This is a genomic window from Stenotrophomonas sp. 96582_Sma (genome assembly GCF_056480905.1).
In genome coordinates, this window is record NZ_CM151122.1 from 3,414,758 (window position 1) to 3,436,924 (window position 22,167).

The 22,167-nt window shown below is 65.0% G+C and carries 35 protein-coding genes; 20 read left to right on the forward strand and 15 right to left on the reverse strand.

The window, feature by feature from the left end:
* Position 1: 1 nt before the first annotated feature.
* Genes ACZK2R_RS16020 through ACZK2R_RS16090 form a run of 15 tightly spaced genes read right to left on the reverse strand, consistent with a single transcriptional unit; the run spans position 2 to position 7,631 of the window.
* Positions 2-613, reverse strand: a complete 612-nt coding sequence (locus tag ACZK2R_RS16020; RefSeq protein WP_049403072.1) for a DUF3164 family protein — start codon at positions 611-613, stop codon at positions 2-4.
* The gene (locus ACZK2R_RS16025) at positions 610-864 is read right to left on the reverse strand and encodes a hypothetical protein (protein ID WP_049397737.1); all 255 of its coding nucleotides are present in this window, start codon (positions 862-864) and stop codon (positions 610-612) included. Before ACZK2R_RS16025 ends, ACZK2R_RS16020 begins: the two co-directional genes overlap by 4 nt.
* The gene (locus tag ACZK2R_RS16030; RefSeq protein WP_049440558.1) at positions 864-1,343 is read right to left on the reverse strand and encodes a hypothetical protein; all 480 of its coding nucleotides are present in this window, start codon (positions 1,341-1,343) and stop codon (positions 864-866) included. Before ACZK2R_RS16030 ends, ACZK2R_RS16025 begins: the two co-directional genes overlap by 1 nt.
* Positions 1,340-1,567 (reverse strand): hypothetical protein, encoded by a 228-nt coding sequence (locus ACZK2R_RS16035; RefSeq protein ID WP_049397735.1) that lies wholly within the window; start codon positions 1,565-1,567, stop codon positions 1,340-1,342. The genes ACZK2R_RS16030 and ACZK2R_RS16035 overlap by 4 nt, the downstream gene beginning before the upstream one ends.
* Positions 1,560-1,835: a hypothetical protein gene (locus ACZK2R_RS16040; RefSeq protein WP_024957595.1), complete on the reverse strand. Its 276-nt coding sequence runs from the start codon at positions 1,833-1,835 to the stop codon at positions 1,560-1,562. Before ACZK2R_RS16040 ends, ACZK2R_RS16035 begins: the two co-directional genes overlap by 8 nt.
* Positions 1,825-2,214: a hypothetical protein gene (locus ACZK2R_RS16045; RefSeq protein ID WP_024957596.1), complete on the reverse strand. Its 390-nt coding sequence runs from the start codon at positions 2,212-2,214 to the stop codon at positions 1,825-1,827. Before ACZK2R_RS16045 ends, ACZK2R_RS16040 begins: the two co-directional genes overlap by 11 nt.
* A 1-nt stretch (position 2,215) precedes the next feature.
* Positions 2,216-2,524 carry a hypothetical protein gene (locus tag ACZK2R_RS16050; RefSeq protein ID WP_049440555.1) on the reverse strand — a complete coding sequence of 103 codons (309 nt, stop codon included), beginning with the start codon at positions 2,522-2,524 and terminating at the stop codon, positions 2,216-2,218.
* The gene (locus tag ACZK2R_RS16055) at positions 2,524-2,766 is read right to left on the reverse strand and encodes a hypothetical protein (protein WP_049440554.1); all 243 of its coding nucleotides are present in this window, start codon (positions 2,764-2,766) and stop codon (positions 2,524-2,526) included. Before ACZK2R_RS16055 ends, ACZK2R_RS16050 begins: the two co-directional genes overlap by 1 nt.
* Positions 2,759-2,995, reverse strand: a complete 237-nt coding sequence (locus tag ACZK2R_RS16060; RefSeq protein WP_152906962.1) for a hypothetical protein — start codon at positions 2,993-2,995, stop codon at positions 2,759-2,761. Before ACZK2R_RS16060 ends, ACZK2R_RS16055 begins: the two co-directional genes overlap by 8 nt.
* A gap of 1 nt (position 2,996) precedes the next feature.
* Positions 2,997-4,172 (reverse strand): ExeA family protein, encoded by a 1,176-nt coding sequence (locus tag ACZK2R_RS16065; protein ID WP_049440550.1) that lies wholly within the window; start codon positions 4,170-4,172, stop codon positions 2,997-2,999.
* The gene (locus ACZK2R_RS16070; RefSeq protein ID WP_049440548.1) at positions 4,169-5,983 is read right to left on the reverse strand and encodes a DDE-type integrase/transposase/recombinase; all 1,815 of its coding nucleotides are present in this window, start codon (positions 5,981-5,983) and stop codon (positions 4,169-4,171) included. The genes ACZK2R_RS16065 and ACZK2R_RS16070 overlap by 4 nt, the downstream gene beginning before the upstream one ends.
* Before the next feature lies 1 nt (position 5,984).
* On the reverse strand, positions 5,985-6,932 hold the full coding sequence (locus tag ACZK2R_RS16075; RefSeq protein ID WP_236253130.1) for a hypothetical protein: 948 nt from the start codon (positions 6,930-6,932) through the stop codon (positions 5,985-5,987).
* On the reverse strand, positions 6,932-7,225 hold the full coding sequence (locus tag ACZK2R_RS16080; protein WP_049440546.1) for a helix-turn-helix domain-containing protein: 294 nt from the start codon (positions 7,223-7,225) through the stop codon (positions 6,932-6,934). The genes ACZK2R_RS16075 and ACZK2R_RS16080 overlap by 1 nt, the downstream gene beginning before the upstream one ends.
* The gene (locus ACZK2R_RS16085; RefSeq protein WP_049440544.1) at positions 7,222-7,455 is read right to left on the reverse strand and encodes a hypothetical protein; all 234 of its coding nucleotides are present in this window, start codon (positions 7,453-7,455) and stop codon (positions 7,222-7,224) included. Before ACZK2R_RS16085 ends, ACZK2R_RS16080 begins: the two co-directional genes overlap by 4 nt.
* A complete protein-coding gene (locus tag ACZK2R_RS16090; protein ID WP_152906961.1) occupies positions 7,452-7,631 on the reverse strand; it encodes a hypothetical protein in 180 nt (59 codons plus the stop codon). The genes ACZK2R_RS16085 and ACZK2R_RS16090 overlap by 4 nt, the downstream gene beginning before the upstream one ends.
* A gap of 105 nt (positions 7,632-7,736) precedes the next feature.
* On the opposite strand from ACZK2R_RS16090, the gene ACZK2R_RS16095 reads away from it, so the two are divergent.
* The 20 genes from ACZK2R_RS16095 (at position 7,737) to ACZK2R_RS16190 (ending at position 21,986) form a co-directional block, all read left to right on the forward strand.
* Entirely contained in the window at positions 7,737-8,126 is a 390-nt protein-coding gene (locus tag ACZK2R_RS16095) for a helix-turn-helix domain-containing protein (RefSeq protein ID WP_053092055.1), read from the forward strand.
* 10 nt (positions 8,127-8,136) lie between these two features.
* The gene (locus tag ACZK2R_RS16100) at positions 8,137-8,508 is read left to right on the forward strand and encodes a hypothetical protein (protein ID WP_152906960.1); all 372 of its coding nucleotides are present in this window, start codon (positions 8,137-8,139) and stop codon (positions 8,506-8,508) included.
* 239 nt (positions 8,509-8,747) lie between these two features.
* Entirely contained in the window at positions 8,748-9,266 is a 519-nt protein-coding gene (locus ACZK2R_RS16105) for a lysozyme (RefSeq protein ID WP_478487408.1), read from the forward strand.
* On the forward strand, positions 9,266-9,772 hold the full coding sequence (locus ACZK2R_RS16110) for a lysis system spanin subunit (protein ID WP_057503444.1): 507 nt from the start codon (positions 9,266-9,268) through the stop codon (positions 9,770-9,772). Before ACZK2R_RS16105 ends, ACZK2R_RS16110 begins: the two co-directional genes overlap by 1 nt.
* Positions 9,769-10,086 carry a hypothetical protein gene (locus ACZK2R_RS16115; RefSeq protein WP_049397725.1) on the forward strand — a complete coding sequence of 106 codons (318 nt, stop codon included), beginning with the start codon at positions 9,769-9,771 and terminating at the stop codon, positions 10,084-10,086. Before ACZK2R_RS16110 ends, ACZK2R_RS16115 begins: the two co-directional genes overlap by 4 nt.
* On the forward strand, positions 10,083-10,406 hold the full coding sequence (locus ACZK2R_RS16120) for a hypothetical protein (protein ID WP_024957611.1): 324 nt from the start codon (positions 10,083-10,085) through the stop codon (positions 10,404-10,406). The genes ACZK2R_RS16115 and ACZK2R_RS16120 overlap by 4 nt, the downstream gene beginning before the upstream one ends.
* Positions 10,407-10,410: 4 nt before the next feature.
* A complete protein-coding gene (locus ACZK2R_RS16125; RefSeq protein ID WP_064968339.1) occupies positions 10,411-10,968 on the forward strand; it encodes a DUF3486 family protein in 558 nt (185 codons plus the stop codon).
* A complete protein-coding gene (locus ACZK2R_RS16130; protein ID WP_057503424.1) occupies positions 10,969-12,705 on the forward strand; it encodes a hypothetical protein in 1,737 nt (578 codons plus the stop codon).
* Positions 12,702-14,228, forward strand: coding sequence for a DUF935 domain-containing protein (locus ACZK2R_RS16135; RefSeq protein WP_049440533.1), 1,527 nt, complete (start codon positions 12,702-12,704; stop codon positions 14,226-14,228). Before ACZK2R_RS16130 ends, ACZK2R_RS16135 begins: the two co-directional genes overlap by 4 nt.
* Before the next feature lie 3 nt (positions 14,229-14,231).
* Positions 14,232-15,509 carry a phage head morphogenesis protein gene (locus ACZK2R_RS16140; RefSeq protein WP_049450996.1) on the forward strand — a complete coding sequence of 426 codons (1,278 nt, stop codon included), beginning with the start codon at positions 14,232-14,234 and terminating at the stop codon, positions 15,507-15,509.
* Positions 15,509-16,078 (forward strand): phage virion morphogenesis protein, encoded by a 570-nt coding sequence (locus tag ACZK2R_RS16145; protein WP_478487410.1) that lies wholly within the window; start codon positions 15,509-15,511, stop codon positions 16,076-16,078. The genes ACZK2R_RS16140 and ACZK2R_RS16145 overlap by 1 nt, the downstream gene beginning before the upstream one ends.
* Positions 16,079-16,294: 216 nt before the next feature.
* Complete coding sequence (locus ACZK2R_RS16150; protein WP_478487412.1) at positions 16,295-17,497, forward strand: hypothetical protein; 1,203 nt, start codon at positions 16,295-16,297, stop codon at positions 17,495-17,497.
* Between the two features lie 22 nt (positions 17,498-17,519).
* Complete coding sequence (locus tag ACZK2R_RS16155) at positions 17,520-17,861, forward strand: capsid cement protein (protein ID WP_024957618.1); 342 nt, start codon at positions 17,520-17,522, stop codon at positions 17,859-17,861.
* Positions 17,862-17,886: 25 nt separating this feature from the next.
* The gene (locus tag ACZK2R_RS16160) at positions 17,887-18,831 is read left to right on the forward strand and encodes a major capsid protein (RefSeq protein ID WP_024957619.1); all 945 of its coding nucleotides are present in this window, start codon (positions 17,887-17,889) and stop codon (positions 18,829-18,831) included.
* Between the two features lie 161 nt (positions 18,832-18,992).
* A complete protein-coding gene (locus ACZK2R_RS16165) occupies positions 18,993-19,484 on the forward strand; it encodes a flagellar biosynthesis protein FlhF (protein WP_049440526.1) in 492 nt (163 codons plus the stop codon).
* 9 nt (positions 19,485-19,493) lie between these two features.
* Positions 19,494-20,027, forward strand: a complete 534-nt coding sequence (locus tag ACZK2R_RS16170) for a gp436 family protein (protein ID WP_049440524.1) — start codon at positions 19,494-19,496, stop codon at positions 20,025-20,027.
* Complete coding sequence (locus tag ACZK2R_RS16175) at positions 20,024-20,500, forward strand: phage tail terminator protein (protein WP_478487413.1); 477 nt, start codon at positions 20,024-20,026, stop codon at positions 20,498-20,500. The genes ACZK2R_RS16170 and ACZK2R_RS16175 overlap by 4 nt, the downstream gene beginning before the upstream one ends.
* Positions 20,497-20,718, forward strand: a complete 222-nt coding sequence (locus ACZK2R_RS16180; RefSeq protein ID WP_049403053.1) for a hypothetical protein — start codon at positions 20,497-20,499, stop codon at positions 20,716-20,718. Before ACZK2R_RS16175 ends, ACZK2R_RS16180 begins: the two co-directional genes overlap by 4 nt.
* 3 nt (positions 20,719-20,721) lie before the next feature.
* Positions 20,722-21,477 carry a phage tail tube protein gene (locus ACZK2R_RS16185; RefSeq protein WP_164084047.1) on the forward strand — a complete coding sequence of 252 codons (756 nt, stop codon included), beginning with the start codon at positions 20,722-20,724 and terminating at the stop codon, positions 21,475-21,477.
* Positions 21,477-21,986, forward strand: coding sequence for a DUF6631 family protein (locus ACZK2R_RS16190; RefSeq protein ID WP_164084048.1), 510 nt, complete (start codon positions 21,477-21,479; stop codon positions 21,984-21,986). The genes ACZK2R_RS16185 and ACZK2R_RS16190 overlap by 1 nt, the downstream gene beginning before the upstream one ends.
* The last annotated feature ends 181 nt before the right edge of the window (positions 21,987-22,167 follow it).

Here is a 22,167-nt window from a genome sequence, read left to right on the forward strand (position 1 = left end):
GTCAGACTCCGGCCACGTCGAGGGAAATCGGCTGGTACTGACCCCGTGCATCGCGCTCGTAGAAGCGCACGTAGGTCTTGCTGCCCACCACCGTCACCGCATCACTGATCGCGGTCATTGCCCGCTGCCAGCGGGCGTCATCGAACTGCAGCCGGCGCAGTGACAGCACCTCTGCCGTCTTGATGCTGCCGTCCTGGCCCACCTTGAAGGCGCTGTTGACCAGGGTGCGCAGCTCGGCGCGTGAGCCTTCGGTCCAGTCGTTCAGGCACTCATCGATGAGGGCCTTGGCGGCCTGCAGGCGCTCATCGAACTGGATGGTGTCCTGGCAGGCGCGCAGGATCTTGAAGCGGCCATCGTAGGAATACAGGCTGACGTTGCCCTTGTCGCCGCCGATCTTGGCGCCGTACTGCTCGCCGCTGAGCTGCACGAACGCGCCGATATCGGCGAACGTATCCGCCTTGAACGTGCGCAGTGCTTCGCGCAGTTCCAGGGCGCGCTGGATCTTCTCCTGCACCAGCTGGTCACGCGCCAGATCGATCGGCTTGATCTGTGCCTCGGGCACCAGCCGACCGTTACGGTCCTCGCGGTAGCCTTCGGGAATGGATGGGGTCATTGGGCGCCTCCTTGGGCGGCGGGGGTGACAAACGGTTGAGTGGGCCGAAGGACATCGGGGACTCCTTCGACATGGATAGGGCTGGTGGCGGTGAACCAGTCGGCGCGCCAGCGGCGGGCGGCATCCAGCGAGATGCCGAGCAGGCCGGAAATGCGCTGTGGTGTGAGCTGGCGCGGGTTCTGCGTACGCGCCCACAGCGCAAAGCGCATCGCGCGCAGGTGGTCGTAGCGCTGGCGGCCGGTGCGTGCCATCACTCCACCCCACCGAAGATGCGATCGAAGTGGCTATGCAGCGAATCGACCAAGCGACCACCGAGGTAAGGCGGCAGCTCGCCTTCCAGATCCTCCTGGGACTGACACACGGTGCCGATGGAGGGCATCAGCGGGCCTTTGTCGAAGGCGGGACCTTCGTAACCGCCAGCAGCAGATCGGGCCTTCTGCGCCCCTGTCATACCCGGCCGGGTACCACGCACACGCTGCGCCTGCGCGGCCGCCAACGCCGCTTGGTCGATCTTCCAGTCGGGGTTGAGGCGATAGTCGCGGGTCAGCCCCTCGCCAACGCGCAGGATCATCCCGCATCCCAAGGCCGCGTAGACTGCGTTGGACACATGCCAGCGGGATCGGAAGCCGTGCTCCATCACCCGGTCGATCAGATCCGCAGAACGGACCACGCTGGTGCCCAGTGACAGGGCGATGGCGTGCTGCATTGCGACGCTGGGGATGGCGCTCATGGCTGAACGACCTGCGGTTGAGTGATGCCGGCTTCCGTACGCGTCAGCACGATGACCGGTGCAGGGCTGGGCGTGGTGCGAGCGACCACGCAAACCACCGCGCGATGCTTGCCGTCGACCTTGCTGCGGGCCTGGGCGTCTTCGATCGCCTTGGCCGAGTCGGTGAAGGTGTCGCCACCCACCCACTCAGCAGGGACCACCAGGAACTGGCCGCGCTCAGCCATGAGCCACCTCCCGCAGCACCGGAGGACGCTGGGTCCACTCCAGCTGCACGCCCTGGTACTCGGCGGCCATCACGCGGTCCTGGCCGCCGCTGCCGTTGGGCTGGCGGCGCTTGAGGTGGCCACCCACCATCGTGGGAGGGCGGTCCAGAATCAGCACCGCGCGACGGCCGTTGCTGTGCAGGCCCAAGATCTCGATGCCGCTGTTCTCCAGCTCGCGGGCAGTGTTCGCGGCGGCATACAGCACATCGGAGTTACGTTCATGGTTCATGGTTGGATTCCTCGTCGGTAGCGGGCTTGTCCAGCCCGAGTTGTCCGTACAGATCCGGGAGCGCAACGCGCTTCATCGCGCTGACCTGCTCCAGGGAGGTCATGGCGCGCCCGACCAGGAAGGTGCAGGCGCGGTCCAGTTCGGCCGCACTGGCGGCAAGGTGGTAACCGTGAGCCGGGTGGGCGCAGATCGGGTGTCCCTCGCGCCGCAGCTGCTCGATGATCTGGCGCAGGCGGCGCTCGTCGGCGGTGCTGGTACGTGAGGTGATCTGCTGCACCAGGTCGCGGGCGGTGATGCCGTTGACGGCGCCGCGACGGCCCTGCAACTGCAAAAGCACCGTCTGTGGGGACAGCTCTTGCGGCAGCAGGGCCAGCTGCATGTCAGATGGCCCCCCGATCAATGCCGGCGGCAATCGCCAGGTCCAGAATCTCGTCCAGTTCCAGCAGCCAGCGCTTGTTGGTGCTCTGCGAGATCACCAGCACGCCGGTGTGGATCCACACCTCGATCAGGTACTCACGCCTGGAGTCAGGGTCCTGTACCTGGATAGCCCCCACTCGCGACGCTGTGGGGAACATGTGGCAGTCCTGCACCAGCACCCCGATGGACTTCTTTCGCTGTGGGTGCTGGGCGCTGTGGCGCTTGCGGTTGTGCACCTGGCCAAGGCAACGCTGGAGGGTCGGAACGGCCATCATTCCTCCTCGTCTTCATCGCCGTCGCGCAGCTGGTCGACCAGTGCACGCAGCTGCTGCAGGTTGAGGCTGTCCAGCAGCGAGGCCATGTTCTGGCCATCCTGCCAGTCGATGTGCGCTCGGCGGAACAGATCCCGGTGCATCACCGTTACCTGGCGATCGGGGAGTTCTGCCTCGCGCAGCAGCTGATGCGCGAAGCTGCGCAGGTACGGCAGCCCGTCGGTGGGGGCGCGGTCAGCCATGAGCCACCCCTTCACGCTGCAGCACCTCGGCCGGCACATGGGCAGTGATGCGCTCCCAGTTAGCGCGCGGCACGATCACTACCTGCAGGATGTCCACGTTTACCGGTGCAGGACGGTCTTGCATCTCGAAGGGAACCGCCACAACGCGCGTTGCAAGCGGCCACTGCGCCGTCATCGGCTCAACCACCATGCCTTCTACGGCCGGCCAGCCTTCAGTTCGAATGGCCATCTCACACCCCCCGCACGACGTCGGCGGTGACGGTCGGCACGCCCAGGTCAGCGGCGCGGTTCATCGCGGCGGTGAGCGCGTTCTGGACGGCCAGCGGGTAGAGCAGCGAGCCCGCACCGCGCGAGGGAACCAGCTTGGCGCGCAGCGCGTCGATGGCGCTCTGTTCCACCACCTTGTCCAGCGGCACCTGGGCGCGCTTGAAGCGGTGGGCCAGGTAGGCGCCCAGCTCATTGTCCAGCGGCGGCAGCGTGATGATTTCAATGCGCTGTACTACTTCGCGCACCTCCGGGTTGTGTTCGGAGAGCTTCACGCCCAGCTCGGGCTGGCCGATCAGGATCACCGACAGCAGTGGGCGCAGGCCGTCCTTCAGCTCGCGGAAGCGCTTGAGGTGCTTCAGGGTTGGCAGCGGCAGGCTGTGGGCCTCTTCAATCACCAGAACGTGGCTGTGACCGGCGCGGGCGCTGTCACGCAGCGATTCGTGCAGTTGGCGGAAGCGGGCTTCGGGGCTGCTCTTCGGCTTGGCCAGCGGCGCGACGGCGGCCATGATCGCCTCAGCGATGTGGTGGCTGCGCAGGGTCTTGCCCACCGCATCGCTGCCTTCGCTGGCCAGCACGTAGGGCTTGATCACAATGACGGCCTGTTCCTCGCGCTGGATGCGATCGACCAGGTCTTCGCACAGCGTGCTCTTGCCGGCACCGCTCTCGCCGATCACCGCAGCGAAGCCGCCGTGGCGGGCAACCTGGTACATGCTCTCGCGGACATAGCGGATATCCGGAGAGAGGAACACGTCTTCGGCGCTGGCTGGATCGGCGAAGGGATTGGTGGTCAGGCCGAAGTGGCGCTTGGCCTGTGGGGTCAATGCCTGAAAACGCAGTAGCATGGGATCTTCCTCGTCGTGAATGTCGTTGTCGTTATCGGTGTCTTGCGTTGGGGAAACCGGGGCCGGCGTGTTGGAGCACGTCGGCCCCTCCTTTTCATGCCAGTGGGCGTCGGTCACGCCGTGCTGGGTCAGGCAGGAACTGATGGCAGCGCGCACCGCTGCTGGATCGCAGCTGGTGGGCAGCTGGCCGTGATTGATCAGGGCATTGAGGGCCGGTCGGCTCAGGCCGGCGGCTGTGGCCAGCACGCCCTGCTTGATGCCGGCATCGGTGAGCAGGCGCTTCAGGCGCAGCGTCATGCCGCACCTCCTTCCACCAGGCGCAGGCCGCCGCGCTCCGGCGTCGCCAAGGTTTGTGCCCAGGACTCGACCTGATCCACCGGCAGGCCTTCAGGCCAGCGCTGGGCGGTGCGTGCGTAGTGGTCGGGCAACCAGGCCGAACCGGCTGCCTCCACCAGTGGCTTCAGGCGCATTGCCGCTTCCACGTGGTTCAGTGGCGGCAGTTCGGCGCGGATCGGCGTAATGGAATCGACGTTGAAGCGAGGCGCTTCCACCACATCGGGGACGGCAACATCGACTCGGTGTCCGCGGCGCGGCAGGTGCTGGATCTCCGGTGCCTGCTGCACCGATTTGTACGGATCGATCCTTCCCCCGAACGGCATTGCCTTGCCCTTACGCTGCGCCTTGGCCTGCTCGTCGGTCTGCGCATCCATCGCCAGACGTTCGACCCGCTTGCGGTTGGTATCGGCCGGCGTATCGGACTGCGCACGGTAGGTACCGACCGCCACTGCGCCGGTAAAGCCGTAGGCGTCGGCCTCCAGCGGCTCCATCGTGTACCAGGTATCGCGCCCAGCGTCGTCGGTGAACAGGGCCTGCGCTCCGAATTCACTGCCGAAGGCATTGCGGGCCACAGTCAGCTTCTGGCCCACGATCACACCCGGGACGCCGGATACATCAAAGCTCTTGCCCAGGAAGCTGATCCGCAGCAGCGGGCTGACCTTGCGCAGTTCCGGTGCTCGGGTAGCAAGCTTCATGCAATCCTCGACAGCCGGTACCAACCGCAGCTGATCCGGTTTGATCGTCATCCACGCCTGATAGCGCGAGGACTTGTGCCGGGTGTGCTGAGCGGTGGCATTGAAGTTGCGCATCCAGCGCCATGCCGAGTCATTGAGCTGCTCCAGGCTCTGTACGTTGTCAAAGCGCAGGCGATGCTCGAACTTGCGCTCGATCAGGTCGTTGGTCTTCTCGACCTGGCCCTTGGCCCACGGCTGGCCGGGCTGGTTGATCCAGATACGGATGCCCAGCGCGGCACACAGGTTCTTGAACATCGCGCCGGTATTGGCGCTGCCCGGATCCACCATCACCATCATCGGCGCACCGCACAGCGGGTCAGCCGCGCCGCGATACTGCATGGCATTGATGAACGTACGGCACAGGTTCTCGCCGCTCTCCGCGCCCAGCACGTACTCCACGTAGAAGGCACCGCTGGTGTGGTCGGTGAACACGTAGCGCCAGACGCGCTCGTTCTCTACGCGCGCCAGGTTCTTCGGCTTGTTCTTGTAGAACTCGCTGGCAGGCATCGCGTGCAGGCCATCCTGCCGCTTGAGGTAATACAGCACGCACAGGCTGGGATCGGCCTGCCACACCTGGTTGGGGTGTTCGCTGGCCAGCTGCACCTTCGGGGCCGGCGCTGACAGCTGATCCGGGTGTAGGCGATTGACGCGCAGAGCCTTGGCCGCCGAGCTCTCGCTCAGCTGACGGATCTCACCCGTTTCACCATCGATCACCTCGCCGCGCACCATGTCGTTGGCGCGAAGCATGTCGATGGCCTCGCCGATGCTGGCCAGGCGCTTGCCGGTGCCGCGGCGTGATTCGAGCAGCACTGCCGAAATCAGCTCCAGTTCCTCAAGGGTCCATCCCGAATTGCCGCGATCGCTGCGGCGCTTGCGAGGCTTCAGCGAACAGGTCAGCTTCGAGACCTGTCGATACAGTGTCTGCACGCTGCAGCCCCATTCGGCGGCGTATCGCTCGGCAATGGCGCGCTTCTGGCCGTGGCCGGCGCAGAGCAGGTCAGCAGCGGCCTGCTCGATCAAGCTGGCGCTGAGGGCCATATCAGCCCTCCCGCTTCCAGTCGGCCAGGCGGCGGTCATGGATCACCGTCACGCCGACCTCCTGGTGGTCGCGGACAAGGCGCAGGTCGTTGATCAGGCTGGCGATCAGGCCGGCAACCTGCTCTTCGACATTGAGGTCGTGCTGTTCGGCGTGCTGCATCAGCGCAATCACCGCACCACTGAAGCCAGCTTCTTCACTGCCGCTGGCAATGGCGATGCGCACCTGGGCGGCCGCCTGCTCCAGCTGGGTCAGCAATTCCTGCGATTGCTCGTCGGGCGTGGCCTTCTTCCACTTCCGCTGTGCTTTTGCTGTCTTCTCCTCCGCCTTGTTGAGATCGTCGCTCAACTTGGTGATGCGCTGGTCCTTTGCCTCGCCGTCAGCCTTTGCTTCACGCAATGCGGTGCGGAGCTGGCTGGCGCTCATGCGCTCTACGTCGTCCAAGGTGATGCCGGCAACTGAGTCACCGGAGTCCAGTGCCTGAATCTCTTCATCGTCCAGGACGGCGAGCTCGATCACTTTGGTTTGGGTGCCTGCGGCAGCCAAAAGGGACTTAGAGTCCCATTTGGAAAATTTAAGGGCGACACCCATGAAGCGTGACGCCATGCGTCGATGTAGGCCTCGCTGAGTGCATTGATCAATGAACTCTCCGTGCCCGACTTGCTCTTTGATGAGCAGCAGGCCCCGGCCCATTTCGAGGATGTCCTCGACGGAGCGGCGTTGGCGGTACTCGACCATGCTCCAGAGCGAGTCGGTGTCCAAGGCACCTGCGTAGCCCAGCGTGGTGGCCAGGCTCTTCACCTGCGCCTCGGCCTGCGCCATCACCTGCAGTTCCTGGCTGCGCTCGACCAGCTTGCTCGTGTCCAGTTCCGTGCCCACCGGCTCGGCCTGGGCGAGCGGCTTGGCGCCGCGCTTGTTGGGTTGCTTCTCTGCCATTTCGATCCTCGTCATCAGTTGGGGCTACGGCTGTAGCGGTTCTTGAAGTCGTCCAGCTGGCGCTCTTCGCGGGCTACCTCGGCCTGATGGGCCAAGGCGATCTGGACAATTCGGGGGGACAGGCGCCAGTTGTCCTGGTCGAAGGGGGAGCGCTCGACCAGGCCGTCCTCGGCCATGCGCTGCAGGTTGCGCAACGTGGTACTGGGCGATTCGCCAATGCCGTCGGCAATGGGCTTCAGGCGCAGGCCGGAGTGGCTGTGCCCGGCCAAGGCGAACAGCAGGCGGGCGAAGATGCTTTGCTCGCTCATGCTGCAGCTCCCTGCTGGCGGCGGGCCAGCTCTTTCAGGATGCGAACGGCCCGGCGATCGGCCGCGTCCACGGCGCCAGCCAGCGGCAGGGTGCTGGCCAGCGGCTCGTCCGATTCGACGGCGCACTGCCAGTTGTTCACGGCCGTGGCGTACTGGTCGCGGGCCGAGGCGAGCAACAGCTCCAGTTCGCGGGTGGGCACCTCATCCAGGGGGCGGCCGGAAGTGTTCATGCCACGTCCCTCACGCCGGCTGCCTTGAGCAGTTGGGCGCGCAGCGCCTGGCCCTTCGGGCCCGCCCAAGTGCCGTAGATAGCCTGACGGGCTGCGCTGGGGTTCACGCCGTGCTGGCGGCACCAGGCGCTGACGGTAGTGTTCTGGAGGGTCATGCCGGCGCGGACCTTGTTCATCAGATCGCGTCCGGGAGGTAGGTGCTGAACCATGTCGTATCCTTGCGGTGTTGTTTAAACCGGGCAGGACAAGAATGGTGCAGATATCTGCACCTGTCAACACTTATGAGTGAATTAATCTGCACCATCGGGTCGCGCCTTCGCGACGAGCGATCACGTCTTGGGCTAAGCCAGACCGCCCTTGGCGAAATCGTTGGCGCTTCGAAGCGGACCGTGATCGATTGGGAGAAGGGTGCTACGTCCCCCACTTCAGCCCAGCTCGCTGATTTGGCGGAGATCGGGCTGGACCCTCTCTACGTTCTAGTCGGCCAGCGCAGCGTAGCCAGGCCTGGTTTGGCCCAGGAACAGATCGCGATGTTCAACGAGGTCATTGACACGTTCTGGGCACTTTCCGACGACAGTCGCGCGATAGCTCTGACGATGCTCGGGGGCCTGTTGCGAAAAGACGTCCAAGCTGAAGCATCTCGAAGTGTCCGTAAGCGGACGCCTAACTAAGGAGAGTGGAATGATTCGATTGAAAAAGAAGGTGGTACTCGGTTTCTGTTTAGCGATCTCGGCGTATGCGTATGCGCATGCGAGTGGGGGCGTGCGAGAGGCTACTCCGAAGGAGCTTGCCGCTATTAAGGCGGGACTTGAAACTCAGCTTAAGGATGCCTCTAGTGCTCGGTTCAGTAATGTCCGGGTCAATGGAGAAGGCTCATTCTGTGGTCTGGTGAATTCCAAGAACGGCTTCGGCGCCTATGGCGGCTACACCCCAATGACTGGGTTGCTGTTCGATCTAAATGGAAAGTTGACTGCTCATGTAATGGGCCTCGACTCTCCGGAGGCAGTCCAAATGGTATGTGAGGACAAGGGGCTAAGCCTCCCGCCGGCTTGACTTCCATTGTGTCGAGCGTCGATGTCCCGAGCATTGATCTTTCAAAGCTCCCAATTACCTGTCGGCTGCCGCAAGCGCTCACTCTTCCACGCAGGCCGCAGTGGCTCATGCGGACCGCGGTCCCAAGACTACCTCCCAATAGAAATTGACACTCTGCCCATCGGTTTGGTGCGCACTGGCGCACCTGGCCGACGGGCATCCTCGTCTGCCCGTCGGCCATCTTTCCCTGGAGATGGCGCATGGCAGCAGAGCAACCCGGTAACAAAGCACTGCCCATCGCGGGTGGAATGCTGGCGACCATGCTGGCGTTGCTGCTCGGGCTGGTACAGCCCTTTGAGGGCTACTCGGCCCAGCCCTACCGCGATGTAGTCGGCAAACTGACGGTTTGCTACGGCCATACGGCAAACGTCGAACAGCGCACCTACACCCGCGCCGAATGCGAGCACCTGCTCCAGTCGGACCTTGGTGTTGCCTGGAACACCGTACAGAGCTGCATCAAGGCGCCGATGACGGACTATCAGGCGGCTGCCCTGACGTCCTTCACCTTCAACGTGGGCCCTGGCGGCGCCGGGGTGAAGGACGGCCTGTGTACCCTGCGCAACGGCCAGCAGCCGCGCATCCGCGTCTACGCCAACCAAGGTCGCTGGGATCTTGCATGTGCCCAGCTAAGCAACTGGGCCAACGCCGGCGGCCGGCCATACAAAGGACTTGAACGCCGCCGCACGGCTGAGCGCGCGATGTGCGAGGGCCGGTACTGATGATTCGCGCACTGATCGTAACGATCGCCCTGCTGCTGGTGCTCCTGCTGGTGGCCATTGCCGCGGCCCTTCTCTACCGCGGCAATGCCTTGGATGCCCAGGCTCGCGACGCCACGTCCCAGCAGCGCGTGACCACCCTTCAATCGCAGCTGGAAGACGAGCGCAGCGCTCGTGACATCGAGCACACCCAGGCCAAGGCGATGGCCCAGATCGGAGACGAACATGAAAATGATCGGGAGGCGTCCGCGTACGTCCCTGCTGCTGTTGTGGCTGACGTGCGTACTGGCGATCTCAGGCTGCGCAACGACCTCGCCACCTGCCACACCGCTCGCCTGTCCCAAGCCGTCTCTGGCGCCGTCGAACGTGATGCGAGCGCCCAACTACGAGCAGAGGTCGCGGGCGATCTTGTTCGAGTCGGACGCGACGCCGACAACCACGTCCGGGCCTGCCAGCGCGTCATCGGTGTCCTCACCGGACAGCACCCTTCCGTCGAGGCCAACCCATGATCGTTGAAGTGCAGCCGCTCTACCTGGTGTGGTTCGCCGGCATCGGCATCACCCTGCTCGGCGGCCTGATCGCCGGCGGTCGCTGGCTGGTCAACCAGCTGCAGCAACGCACTGATCAGCAGTTGGCCATCCTGATTAACGACAGCAAGCGCTGGCGCGAGGTTGAGAGCCACCTCACCGACTTCCGCCTGGAAGTTGCGAAGGAATACGTCCGCCGCGAGGACTATGCCCGCGGGCAGAGCGTCATCGAGGCAAAGCTCGATGCAGTGGCCTCGAAGATCACGAACATGCAAAGCAAGGGGAACACGCCGTGAGTCACGGAAATCAGGGCCCGGATCTGGGCAAGTTGCGCCGGGAGCAGCTGCGCTGGCTGATGCTGCTGGTGCTGGATCGCTCTCGCCCCTATCCGATCGGCGAAGCCGTCCTGGCCGGCGCCGCCCAGGACATGTATCCGGATGCCACCGCTTTGGAAGTGCGCAGGGAGCTGGATTACCTGGACACCCGCCGCCTGATCGACATCACCAAATCCCCTTCGGGGCCGTGGTCGGCTGAGCTGACGCGCCACGGTGTGGATATTGTCGAGTACAGCATCGACTGCGGGCCGGGCATCGCGCGCCCACCGAAGTACTGGTGATCCCATGCCTCCCGTGAGCAAGATCGACCTATTGCCGGCCGAGGTGCGCGACGAGCTGGATCGGCGCCTGGTCGCCAATGCCTTCGGCGGCAGCATCTCGCTGTCCGAATGGCTCGGCGAGCAGGGCTATGAGATCAGCAAGACCACCGTCAACGAACGCGCCAAGCGGCTCAAGCGCCGTCTGGCTTCGATCAGCGCCAGCACCGAGGCCATGAAACTGGTAGCCGAGCAGGCGCCGGATAATGCCGCCGAGCGCGGCAGTGCACTGCTGGGCCTGCTGCAGACCGACCTGTTCGAAGCGCTGCTGCAGTTCCAGGAAGCGGCCGACCAGGACGATGAGAGCATTTCCCCAGCCGATCGCATTGCGCTGTACAGCAAGGCGGCCAAGGCCATTGCTGAACTGACCCGCTCTTCCATCGTGCGCGAGAAGTGGGCCGGTGAGATCCGCCAGAAGGCGCTGATCGACGCTGCCAGCCGGGTTGAGGAAGCGGCACGCGCACAGGGCCTGGACGCTGCCGGGGTGGATTTCTGGAAGAACCAAGTGCTGCATGGGGTCGGCTAAGTGAGCGCACTCGGTTCCCTGCCCGATACCGAGCGCATCCTGGACTGGGATGAGTTGCCCGAGAGCGTGCGCGCCATTTCGGCCAACTTCGACATCAGTAAGGCTGGCGTGCTGATGGCCCATCAGTCCGAATGGATCCGGATGCAGGAAGGGCTGGATATCGCGGTCTGCGAGAAGGGGCGTCGTACCGGCATCACCTTCGCCCAGGCGTTGAGCGACACCATCACCGCAGCCTCTGCCAAGGACGCCGGCGGCGACAACGTGTGGTACATGGCCGACACCAAGGAAAAGGGTCTGGAGTTCATTGGCTACGTGGCCAAGTTCGCGCCGATCATCGCTCGAGGCCAGGCCTCGCGGATCGAGCAGCACATCTTCCAGGACCAGCAGCCCGACGGCACCAGTCGGCAGATCCAGGCATTCCGGGTTCGCTTCGCCAGTGGTTTCCGTATCACGGCACTGTCCTCGCGCCCGGAGAACATCCACGGCCTGCAGGGCGTGGTCGACCTGGACGAAGCGGCGCTGCACAAGGACGTGGCCAAGGTGCTCGAGTCGGCCACCGCCCTGCTGATCTGGGGCGGCCGCATCCGCGTGTGGTCCACCCACCGCGGCAAGAAGAACCCGTTCAATCAGCTGGTGCAGGACGTCCAGGCCGGCCGCTACGGCAAGAAGGCCGGGGTCATCCGCATCAGCTTCGATGATGCGGTGTCCAATGGCCTGTACGAGCGGGTCTGCGCTATGCGTGGCAAGGTGGCCACCGCCGAGGGCAAGAAGGAGTGGTACACCGCGATTCGCTCGGCCTACGGCCCGCGCAAGGCCGCCATGCGCGAGGAGCTGGACGTCATCCCGCGCGATGGCGATGGCTCAGCCATCCCCTCGGTCTGGATCGATCGGGCCATGCCCGAGGCCCGGCCAGTGCTGCGCCTGGTCTTCGATGATGACTTCCCCAAGCGCTCTGAGAAGGAGCGCGAGATCTGGTGCTCGGTCTGGATCGCCACCACGCTGCTGCCAGTGCTCCGTGCTGCGGTGGCCGGGTTCACCGGGCGCTGGGCGATCGGCATGGACTTCGCGCGCCACCGTCACTTCTCGGTCATCAAGCCTGCCAAGGTCGGTCAGGATCTGCGCCGCGACGTGCCGTTCCTGATCGAGATGGCCAACGCGCCCACCCGCCAGCAGGAGCAGATCCTGTGGGCGCTGCTGGACGCGCTGAAGGAAGGATTCCCTGGCCGCTGGTCATTCGCCGGCGATGCCACTGGCCCCGGCCAGACCTTGATGGAGTACACCGGCGACCGCTACGGCCGGGCTGAGCTCGATACCGGGACCGGCCGCTACATCGGTGGCCCAATCCACGAGGTCACCCTGTCGCGCCCCTGGTACGGCGAATGGATGCCCAAGTACATCGCGCTGTTCGAAGACGGCTTCCTCAGCCTGCCCAGGGACGCGTCCCTGGAAGACGACCACCGCGCGGTGGAGTACGTCGACGGTATCCCGATGGTGCCGCGTCTGGAGCGCAAGGACCTGCAGGATCCGGAGCTGGTGCGCCACGGCGACGGCGCGATCGCCGGCGTGCTGATGCAGTTTGCCGCACTCAACCACGTCACCTCGGTGCCCATTGAGTTCCAGGCAGCCGGCGCGCGCGCCTACATCGGCGACGGCCGAGCAGACGGCGTGGCCACCGTCGTGACCGATGATGCCTTCGGCACGGTCAGCGGCGGAAATGATTTTGGAGGATATGCATGACCACCGCCCGCCCAGAGATCGGCCGCGAGATTGCCACCACTGCCGATGGCATCGACATCACCCGTGGTTACACCGGGCCACTGCTGCTGCCCTTTGACAGTGTCCTGCGCAACCGCGGCGGCTACGACCTTCAGATCTACGAACAGGTGCTGTCCGACCCGGAGGTGAAGACCACCTTCGGCTCCCGCCAGGATTCGGTGGTGGCCTGCGAATGGCAGGTGGAGCCCGGCGGCGAGAAGCGTATCGACCGCCAGGCGGCAGAGTATCTGCAGGAGCAGCTGCATGGCATCGGCTGGGACAACGTCACCCGCAAGATGCTCTTCGGCGTGTTCTACGGCTATGGCGTGGCGGAGATCCTGTACAAGGTCGACGGTACTCGCATCGGCCTGAAGGACATCAAGGTCCGTAACCGTCGGCGCTTCCGTTACGGCAAGGAAGGTGATCTGCGCCTGCTCACCCAGACCCAGATGACCGAGGGCGTGCCGGCGCACGCGCCCTATTTCTGGAACTTCTGCTCCGGTGCCGACCACGACGATGAGCCGTACGGCCTCGGCTTGGCGCACTGGCTGTACTGGCCGGTGCTGTTCAAGCGCAACGGGCTCAAGTTCTGGCTGATCTTCCTTGAGAAGTTCGGCATGCCCACTGCGGTGGGCAAGTACGACACCAACGCAACCGATCCGGAGAAGGCCAAGCTGCTGCAGGCCACCCGCGCGATCCAGACCGACAGCGGCATCATCATGCCCAAGGGAATGGAGCTGGCGTTGCTGGAGGCCGGACGTAGTGGCACGGCCGACTACAAGGCCCTGCAGGACTACATGGATGCCACCATCCAGAAGGTGGTGCTGGGCCAGACCGCCAGCACCCAAGGCACGCCAGGCAAGTTGGGCAACGACCAGCTGCAGCGCGAGGTGCGCCGCGACATCATCACCTCCGATGCCGACCTGGTGTGCGAGTCCTTCAACAAGGGCCCAGCGCGCTGGCTCACCGAATGGAACTTCCCTGGCGCGGCCATTCCTCGGGTCTATCGCGTCACGGAAGAGCCGGAGGATCTGGACGCTACCGCCAGCCGTGACAAGAAGATCCTTGACCTGGGCTACAAGCCCAAGCAGGTCTACATGGATCAGACCTACGGCGACAACTACGAGCCTGTCCAGGCGCCGCAGGATCCGCCTGCGGTACCGACGGCGATCGATGGCGCCCAGTTCGCCGACGCCGGCGGTGCGGTGGTCAGCTTGCTGCGCAGGCACTATCCCGCCGCCTTTGCCGACGGCACCCCGAAGACGCCCGATCCCGCTGTCGAGCTGGGCCAGCAGCTCGATCGCCGGCTGTCGCCCATTGGTGCTGGATGGGTCGAGCAGATCCGCCAGCTGGTCGATGAGGTCGACTCGCTGGAGCAATTGCGCGACCGGCTGTTTGAGCTGCACCCGAACATGACCCTGGACGACTACGCCTCGGTGATGGCCGATGCGATGACGGCCGCGACGCTGGCTGGCCGTACCGACATTCAGGGCGCGGGAGACTGATCAATGGCCGGGGTTGCCTACGCTCAACTTCCGTTCCGGGAGCAGATCGAGTTCTTCCGTCGCAAGAAGAACGTGCTCACCGAGAGCTACCTGGACGTTTGGGAGTCGGAGCACGACTCCAGCTTCATGGTGGCCGGTGCCAACCGTGACGCTCTGCTGGCGGACTTCCGGCAATCCATCGATCGGGTCATTGCTGAGGGGCGGACTCTTCAGCAGTTCCGGGAGGACTTCGACCGGATCGTGGCCACGCATGGTTGGGATTACAACGGCGGTCGGAACTGGCGCTCGCGGGTGATCTACGAGACCAACCTGCGCCAGAGTTACAACGCCGGACGCTGGGCCCAACTGCAGCAGCTGATCAAGGTGCGGCCGTTCTGGCGCTACAACCACAACGACGCCGTCGAGCACCCTCGGCCGCTGCACGTGTCGTGGAATGGCCTGGTGCTGCGCCACGACGATCCGTGGTGGCGCTACCACTATCCAGCCAACGGCTGGGGCTGCCAGTGCTATGTCGATGCGCTCAACGAGCGCGACCTGCGCCGGTTGGGCAAGGATGGTCCTGACACGGCCCCCGAGATCGTGATGCAGTCGGTGACCATCGGGCAGCGCAGTCCTGGTGGGCCGCGCACTGTGCTGACGCCGGCAGGCGTCGATCCTGGGTTCGGCTACGCACCCGGCGCAACGGCCGATCACTGGCCCGGTGGGCGTGGCGGTCCGGTCACCCCGCCGTCATTGACTGGGCAACTGACCTCCGCTCTGCAGAACGCCCTGGAGACGGGAGCACGGTTGCCGGCGGCGCCAGCGGCTGCCAGCGCTGCTCAGGCCTTGGCGCGGCCGCGCGCCAGGGATGCGCTGCAGGCCGGCTATGCCAGCTGGCTGACCAGCATTGATGGCGATGCTGCCCACGCTGCCCGCTACCTGGCCGGAGCACTGTCGCCCGGACTGGTTTCGCAGCTGCAGCGTGCCGCCGTTCGCCCAGCGACGGCGGCCTTTGCCGTGTTGGCCGACCAGCTCCCCATCACTCGACCTGGCGCGGTGGCCATCGCCGCAGCCGAGCTGCCCATCCGCCTTCTCGATGCGGTGGCCATCCTGCTGGACGCTGCCGCAGGCCGCTTGCGCTATGTGCTGGCGGTGGGGCGTCCTGCCTTCATGGTGGTCGATGTGGCCATCTCGGAAACGGGCGTCAGCACGGTGCAGTCCCAGCTGCAGATGCTGATGCCCGCCGAACTCCAGCGCGGCGTTGCCGATGGCACGCTGCAGCTGCTGCAGGGAGAGATCTGATGGCGCAGTTTGAAGTCACCCTTGATTCGGCAACACCTGGTCTGGCCGATGCGCTGCGGCAGCTGGAGGGCGAGGCGCGCCAACTGATCTTGAAGGACTGGGGCGAGTACCTGCTGAGGTCCACGCGCGAGCGGGCCGCAAAGGAGCGGGACCCGACTGGACGTCGATGGCGCGCGCTTGAGCCCAGCTACAAACGCTGGAAACAGAAGAAGCGCCCCGGCGTGCCGATTCTGAAGTTCGATTTCCACATGCTCGGTGACATGGCTTCATGGCAAACGGACGGGAACGATGCCGTCCTGGTCGGTACCAATGCACCCTATGGCGCCATCCACCAATTCGGCGGCACCATCCAACGCGGCGCGCGTCCGGCCAACATCCACCTGAAGACGGGTAAGGGCGGCAGCCGGTTCGTCAAAGCCAGTCGTAGGAACGCGCGCTACAAGCGCTCGGTCACAATGCCCTCGTACACGAACACCATCGCTGCTCGTCCGTGGCTTGGTGTCAGTCGCGAGGATGAGAGGGAGTTGCTGGATATCGCCCAAGATCACGTGAGCGGCGCCTTCGAGTGATCATCGCGTAGGAGGCGCTGTGCGCGCCTCCATGCCGGGGCCGCCACACTCGGACGTCATCGGGGACTGCTTGGTGTCTGACACGCCTCTCTGGCGTGTTCGCGGCCAATAGCGCGCGGGGTCTTAACTGCAGCTTCCTGCAATGTCGCAAGAGTGATCATTTCTTGCGGACCGCGGTCCCAATACATGAGACAGCGGTGCGGGAAAACTGGCGGCATGAACCAGCCCGCCACCCTGCAGATCTTCAAAGCCGGCACGCACGTTGCCGAAGACGGCCGCACGCTGACCTTCAGCGAAGCGGATGTGCAGCAGATCGCCGATAGCTACGATCCGACACTGCATGAAGCGCCCATCGTGGTGGGCCATCCCAAGACCGACGATCCGGCCTATGGCTGGGGCAAAACCCTTCAGGCCAAGGACGGCCTCCTCGTCGCCGAGCCGCACAATGTTGATCCTGCCTTTGCAGAGCTGGTCAACAACGGGCGCTTCAAGAAGATCAGCGCTTCGATCTTCATGCCCGATTCGCCGGGCAACCCGACGCCGGGCAAGTACTACCTGCGCCACATCGGCTTCCTGGGCGCGCAGCCGCCTGCAGTGAAGGGGCTCAAGTCGGCCTCGTTCGCCGAGGGTGATGACGCCGCCTGCTTTGCCATGTCGCTGGCCCCGCTGAGCTGGACGCTGACGGATCTGTTCCGCCGCTTCCGCGACTGGCTGATCGACACCCAAGGCCTTGAGACGGCCGACCAGGTCATTCCCGACTGGCAGATCCGTGGGATCGAGAGCAGCACACGCGATGACGACGAAGCGCGCAACTCAGCCCTCTTTGCATCGCCATTGCTCACCCAGTTCCCGCGCAGCGCCATCGGCGCGCCAGCGCCCATCCCGGCAACGCCTCCCACTCGTGAACAGGTCAAATCGGAAATCGACCCCATGTCCCAGCAGAACACCCCGGAGCACGCCCAGCGTCAGCAGCAGCTCGACCAGCAGGCTTCCACCCTGGACGCTCGCGAGAAGGCCCTCGCCGCCCGTGAGCAGTCCGCCCGACGCGAAGATGCGGTGGCGTTCGCCGAAGGCCTGGTGAAGGAAGGCAAGTTGCTGCCCCGTCAGCAGCCGGCCGTGGTGGAGCTGCTGCTGGCCCAGCCGAATGGCAAGGAACCGCTGAACTTCGCTGAGGGCGAAACGACGGTGTCCAAGCCAGCTGAGTCGGTCCTGCGCGAGCTGCTGACCAGCCTGCCCAAGGCAGTGGACTTCTGCGAGAAGTCCGGTGGCGACGCACCCAACGCAGCGGCGAACTTCGCCGCGCCCCCGGGCACGCATGTCGATGCCGGCCGCGCGGATCTGTTCAACCAGGCCAAGGCCTACCAGCAGCAGCACCCCGGCACGTCCTGGGCGGCTGCAGTCGCCGCGGTCGGCGGCTGACCTTCCCATCCAGGAGCCCACCATGTCCCAGAACATCGCTCTGCTCACGCTGTCCGTGCTGGCCGCGGCAGCCCTCACCCACAACCGCTTCGTCTCGCCGACCGGTGAAGTCGCCGCTGCCGGCGGCAACGCCTGCGGGGTTGCGCGCTCGGATGCCGCCGTCGGGCAGTTGGCGCCGGTCGACGTCTTGGGCACCACGCAAGTGACCGCAGGTGGCGCAATCGCTGCCGGCGCCGCCCTCCAGGTGGGTGCCGATGGCAAGGCCATCACCGCCGACGCCGGCAAGGTCGTTGCCCGTGCGGCGCCTGGCGCCACGGCCACCGCCGATGGCGATGTCCTCGAAGTGATCCTCATCCCGAACTGACCGGCTAGTGCCGTAGGAGATTTACATGTCTGGACAAATGACCCCCGGCCAGGTTCGCGTCGTTGACCCGATCCTTTCCGAACACGCCCGTGGCTACCGCCAGGCGCAGCTCGTGGCCACCGCGCTGTTCCCCTTCGCCGACGTCGCCGCCTATGGCGGCCAGGTGATCGAGTTCGGCAAGGAGTCCTTCAAGATCTACAACGCCAAGCGTGCCCCCGGTGCCAATACCAAGCGCATCCGCTTCGGCTATGAGGGCAAGCCGTACGCCATCGTCCCGAGCGCACTGGAAGCGCCGGTGCCGCGTGAACATATGCGAGATGCAAGCCAGGTGCCGGGGATCAACCTGAGCACCCGGGCCGTGAACATCGTGCTGCGCTCGCTGCTGCTGGAGTACGAGGTGGACAGCGCCAAGATCGCCACCAATGCAGCCAACTACGACAACGACCACAAAGTCGCGCTGGCTGGCAACAACGTGTGGTCCAACGCTGCTTCGAACCCCGCGCAGGACGTCGAAACCGGCAAGGAAGCTGTGCGTGACAGCATCGGTCTGTATCCCAACACCATGCTGTTGTCTGCCAAGGCGTTCAAGCAGCTCAAGCAGCATCCAAAGCTGATTGATCGCTCGGCCAGCACCGGCATTCGCAAGGTCACCTTGGATCTGCTCAAGCAGGTTTTCGAGATCGACAACATCGTCGTCGGCGGCGGTGTGGTGGCCGATGACAATGGCGCATTCGGTGATGTCTGGGGTACTTCGGCTGTTCTGGCCTACGTCAGCCCTGGCGCTGACGTGAACGCCAACGTCGAGGAGCCCAGCTACGGCTATGGCTATCGCATCGAAGGCATGCCCCTGGTCGAAGTTCCCTACTGGGACAACAGTGCCAAGAGCTGGATCTACGGGGTCAGCAACGATGCCACCCCGGTCCTGGCAGGCATGGCCGCCGGCTATCTGATCAGCGGCGCAGGCAACTGATGACCGGCGCCGGCGAAGGATAGTCGGCGCAGTTGCCGCCTTACCCGTACAACCCAGCGAGCGGCAGCACCAGGCAAACGCGGGCCTGGCCGTGCGGAGCACAGCAGAACCATGCGTGACAGCCGGAGAGCACGGCACCACACCTATTCGGAGAACTCGTCGTGGCCAAGCCCCGCACTGCGCCGCCCAGCGCACCCAAGACCGTCCAGGACGACCAGCCGGCCGACGTGCCAGTCGTGGCGGAAGACAAGACTGTGGACGCGCCGCCGGCGGCGGATGACTCGGTACCGGAGCAAGGCCAGAGCGAGCTGCAGTCCGCCGCGTCGATTGTCTCTGCAGCCGATGGTGCTGCCGTCGACCAATCGCAGGCCAACCATCCGGCAGCGGACCAGGACGCCATCGACGCGGGTGCTCCGTCGCCGGAAGCCGACACCTCCATTGGGGTTGCCGCCGGTGGGGGCGATTCGCCCAATGCACTGGTATCTGATGGTCTCTGGCTGTCTGCATGCTTTGAAGTACTCAGCCCGTTCAAGCACGAGGGCGTGGTCGTCAAGCCGCCGGCTTGGATAGAGATGACCTGGGAAGAGGCTCAGGCCTACCAGGATGCGGGCGTACTCGGTGACGAACCTGCAGACCCGGAAGGGTCGGAGTAACTGGCCGCCATGTCCTACTGCACGCTCGCACTGCTGTCGGCGGCCAAGCTCGCCCAGGAACTGGCGCAGGTGGCCACCCCGGAGCGCTATCCGATTGTGGACGATGCGCTGATGGACGCCACGCTGCTCGGCAGCGATCGCAGTGCGTTCGATCCAGCCGATGTGGCGATCGCCGATCAGGCTGCGGCACATGTGCAGCGCGCCCTGGACGATGCCGATGGCGTGATCAATGGCTACCTGGTCATGCGCAAGCCCAAGCCCTATCCGGTACCGCTGCCGGCGCCGGTACCGGGCATCGTGTCCACCTGGGCCCGGTGGATTGCGCGCTACCTGCTGCACAAGGACCGGGTCAACACCGAGGAACGCACCGATCCGGTGGTACGCGATTACAAGGAAGCGCTGCGCTTTCTGGAGCTGGTGCGCGACGGCAAGTTCAGCCTTGGCGCCGATGACCCGCTGCCTGCGCCCAGCGGTGGTGCACCGGAGGTCTGTGCACCACCGCGAGAGTTCAGCCATCGAACCCTGCAGGACTACGGTCGGTGAGCACCCAGCCCTTCGACACTGGCTTGGTGCGCGATCGCATCCGACAGGGCGTCAGCGACAAGGATCTGCGTCAGGTCCAGGGCAGCGCCGACTACGCCGCCGTTACAGCGCTGCGCGACTTCCCCGCGCCGTGCTGCTACGTGCTGCTGGCCCGGGAGATGCCGCTGGAGACCAAAACCGGCGTTTCGATCCCCGGCCAGCAGGCGCGCCTGGCGCAGTTGGTCGAAGTGAACTTCGCGGTGGTGACCGTCTGCCGCAACTACCGCGAGCAGCGCGGGGCGCAGGTGATCGATGAGCTGCGCCTGCTGCTGGGCAAGGTTCGTCAGCCGCTGCTGGGCTGGACACCGCCCATTCCTGGTGGCCGTGCCTGCCAGCTCATCGAGGGCAACCTCGAGGACTACGACGCTGCCACCGCCCTGTGGGTCGACGTATGGAAGACCCAAGCCGTTCTTCAACCCGGGATTCCGCGATGACTACCCAGACCACTCAGAAGCACACGATCAAGAAGGCGGGCCTGACGCTTGCGAGCAAGCCCATTGCGGAAGGCGAAACGGTGGAGCTTCCTGCCGACCTGGTGCCCTGGGCGGTTGAGCGCGGCTTCATCGACGCTCCCGACGCCGATTCTTCCCCCAATCCGTCGCGCAAGGCCAACGGCCAGGCGACTCCTGCCATCGCCCAGGAGGCGAAGTAAGCCATGTCCAAGACCGAATATTTCTCGTTCCAGGGCCGCGTGTATCTGGGCCTGCGCAATGCCGATGGCAGCCGCGCGCCGGCGCGCTGGGTGTATGACAGCAGCGTCCTGGAGCTGGCCATGTCCAGCACCCGTGAAACCAAGAAGGAGAGCTGGTCGGGTGTGCGCGGCGTCGCCGCTACCATGACCACCGAGCGCAACCTGGGTGTGAGGCTGACGCTGGGTCAGATCAACACCGACAATCTGGCCCTGGCCACCGATGGCACGCTTCTAGATTTGGCTTCGGGCTCGGTCGCCAACGAGGCCATCGGTGCCGTCAAGCCCGGCGACGTGGTCGCGTTGGAGTACGCTGCGATCAGCGCGCTGGTGCTGGAGGGTGGTACGCCGGCAGCACCGCTGGTGGCCGACACCGACTACACCTTCAACCCGGCCACCGGCATCATCACCTTCCTGACCGCCAAGGCCGCGGTGGTCGCTAAGACCTACGAGTACGCTGCCCACAGCGTGGTCAAGGTGTTCGAGAGCAGCAAGTCCGAGTACTACGCGCTGTTCGACGCGGTCAACAGTGTCGACGGTACCACTCAGCGCGTCCGCGCCGACGTGAACCGCATTTCGTTCCCGGCGGCTGAATCTCTGGCGCTGATCAACGACAGCTTCGGTGAGATCGTGCTCAATGGCGAGGCCAAGATCGATCCGGTCCGCCAGTCCGATCCGCGCTTCGGTCTGTACGCCCGCGTCCTGCTGGTGGATGCCGTCTGATGGCCACGCGAATCGGCAATCAGGACCAACCGCCGTCCGAACCCGGCTCGCTGGATTCGGAGGCAGTCGCCGGCGAACTGGACATCCTGGCTGCGCAGCAGCAGGGCCAGGTCGACGGCAAGACGGTGATCGTGCGCGAGTACGGCTTCTTCGAAGGGGCGCGGATCCTGCCGGCAGCGGCTCCGCTGCTGGCCGACCTGCAGCCGCTGTTTGAGGGGCGCGATCCGCCTTCGATGCTGGAGGTGACCGATGTACTGCTCTCGCATCCGGATGTGTTCCGCCACCTGCTGGCCTGTGCTATCGCCCCTCCGCCGGGCGAGGGTACGGATACCGCCGCCGAAGTGCGGGCGCAGGAAGCCTGGCTGGAAACGCTCAATGAAACCGATGGCGAGCAAATGCTGCTGTTGTGGTGGCAGGCCAACGGAAATTTTTTGCTGCGCCGGCTGCTGCGCAACGCCGTCGGCAAAAGGGTGAACCAGTCGGCTACGGACGCGTCTTCACCGACCTGATCTGTGCCGGCTACGGGCGCTGCTTTGCCGACATCGGCCGGATGACGCAGCGCCAGATCCTGCTCGCTTGGGAGCATGTCCAAGCCCAACAACGGCGAGCACGGCGGGAGCGCATTACCGACACCAACGCTGCCTATGCCGGGGGTGATCCGGCGACCACCTTGCTGAAGGAACTGAAGTA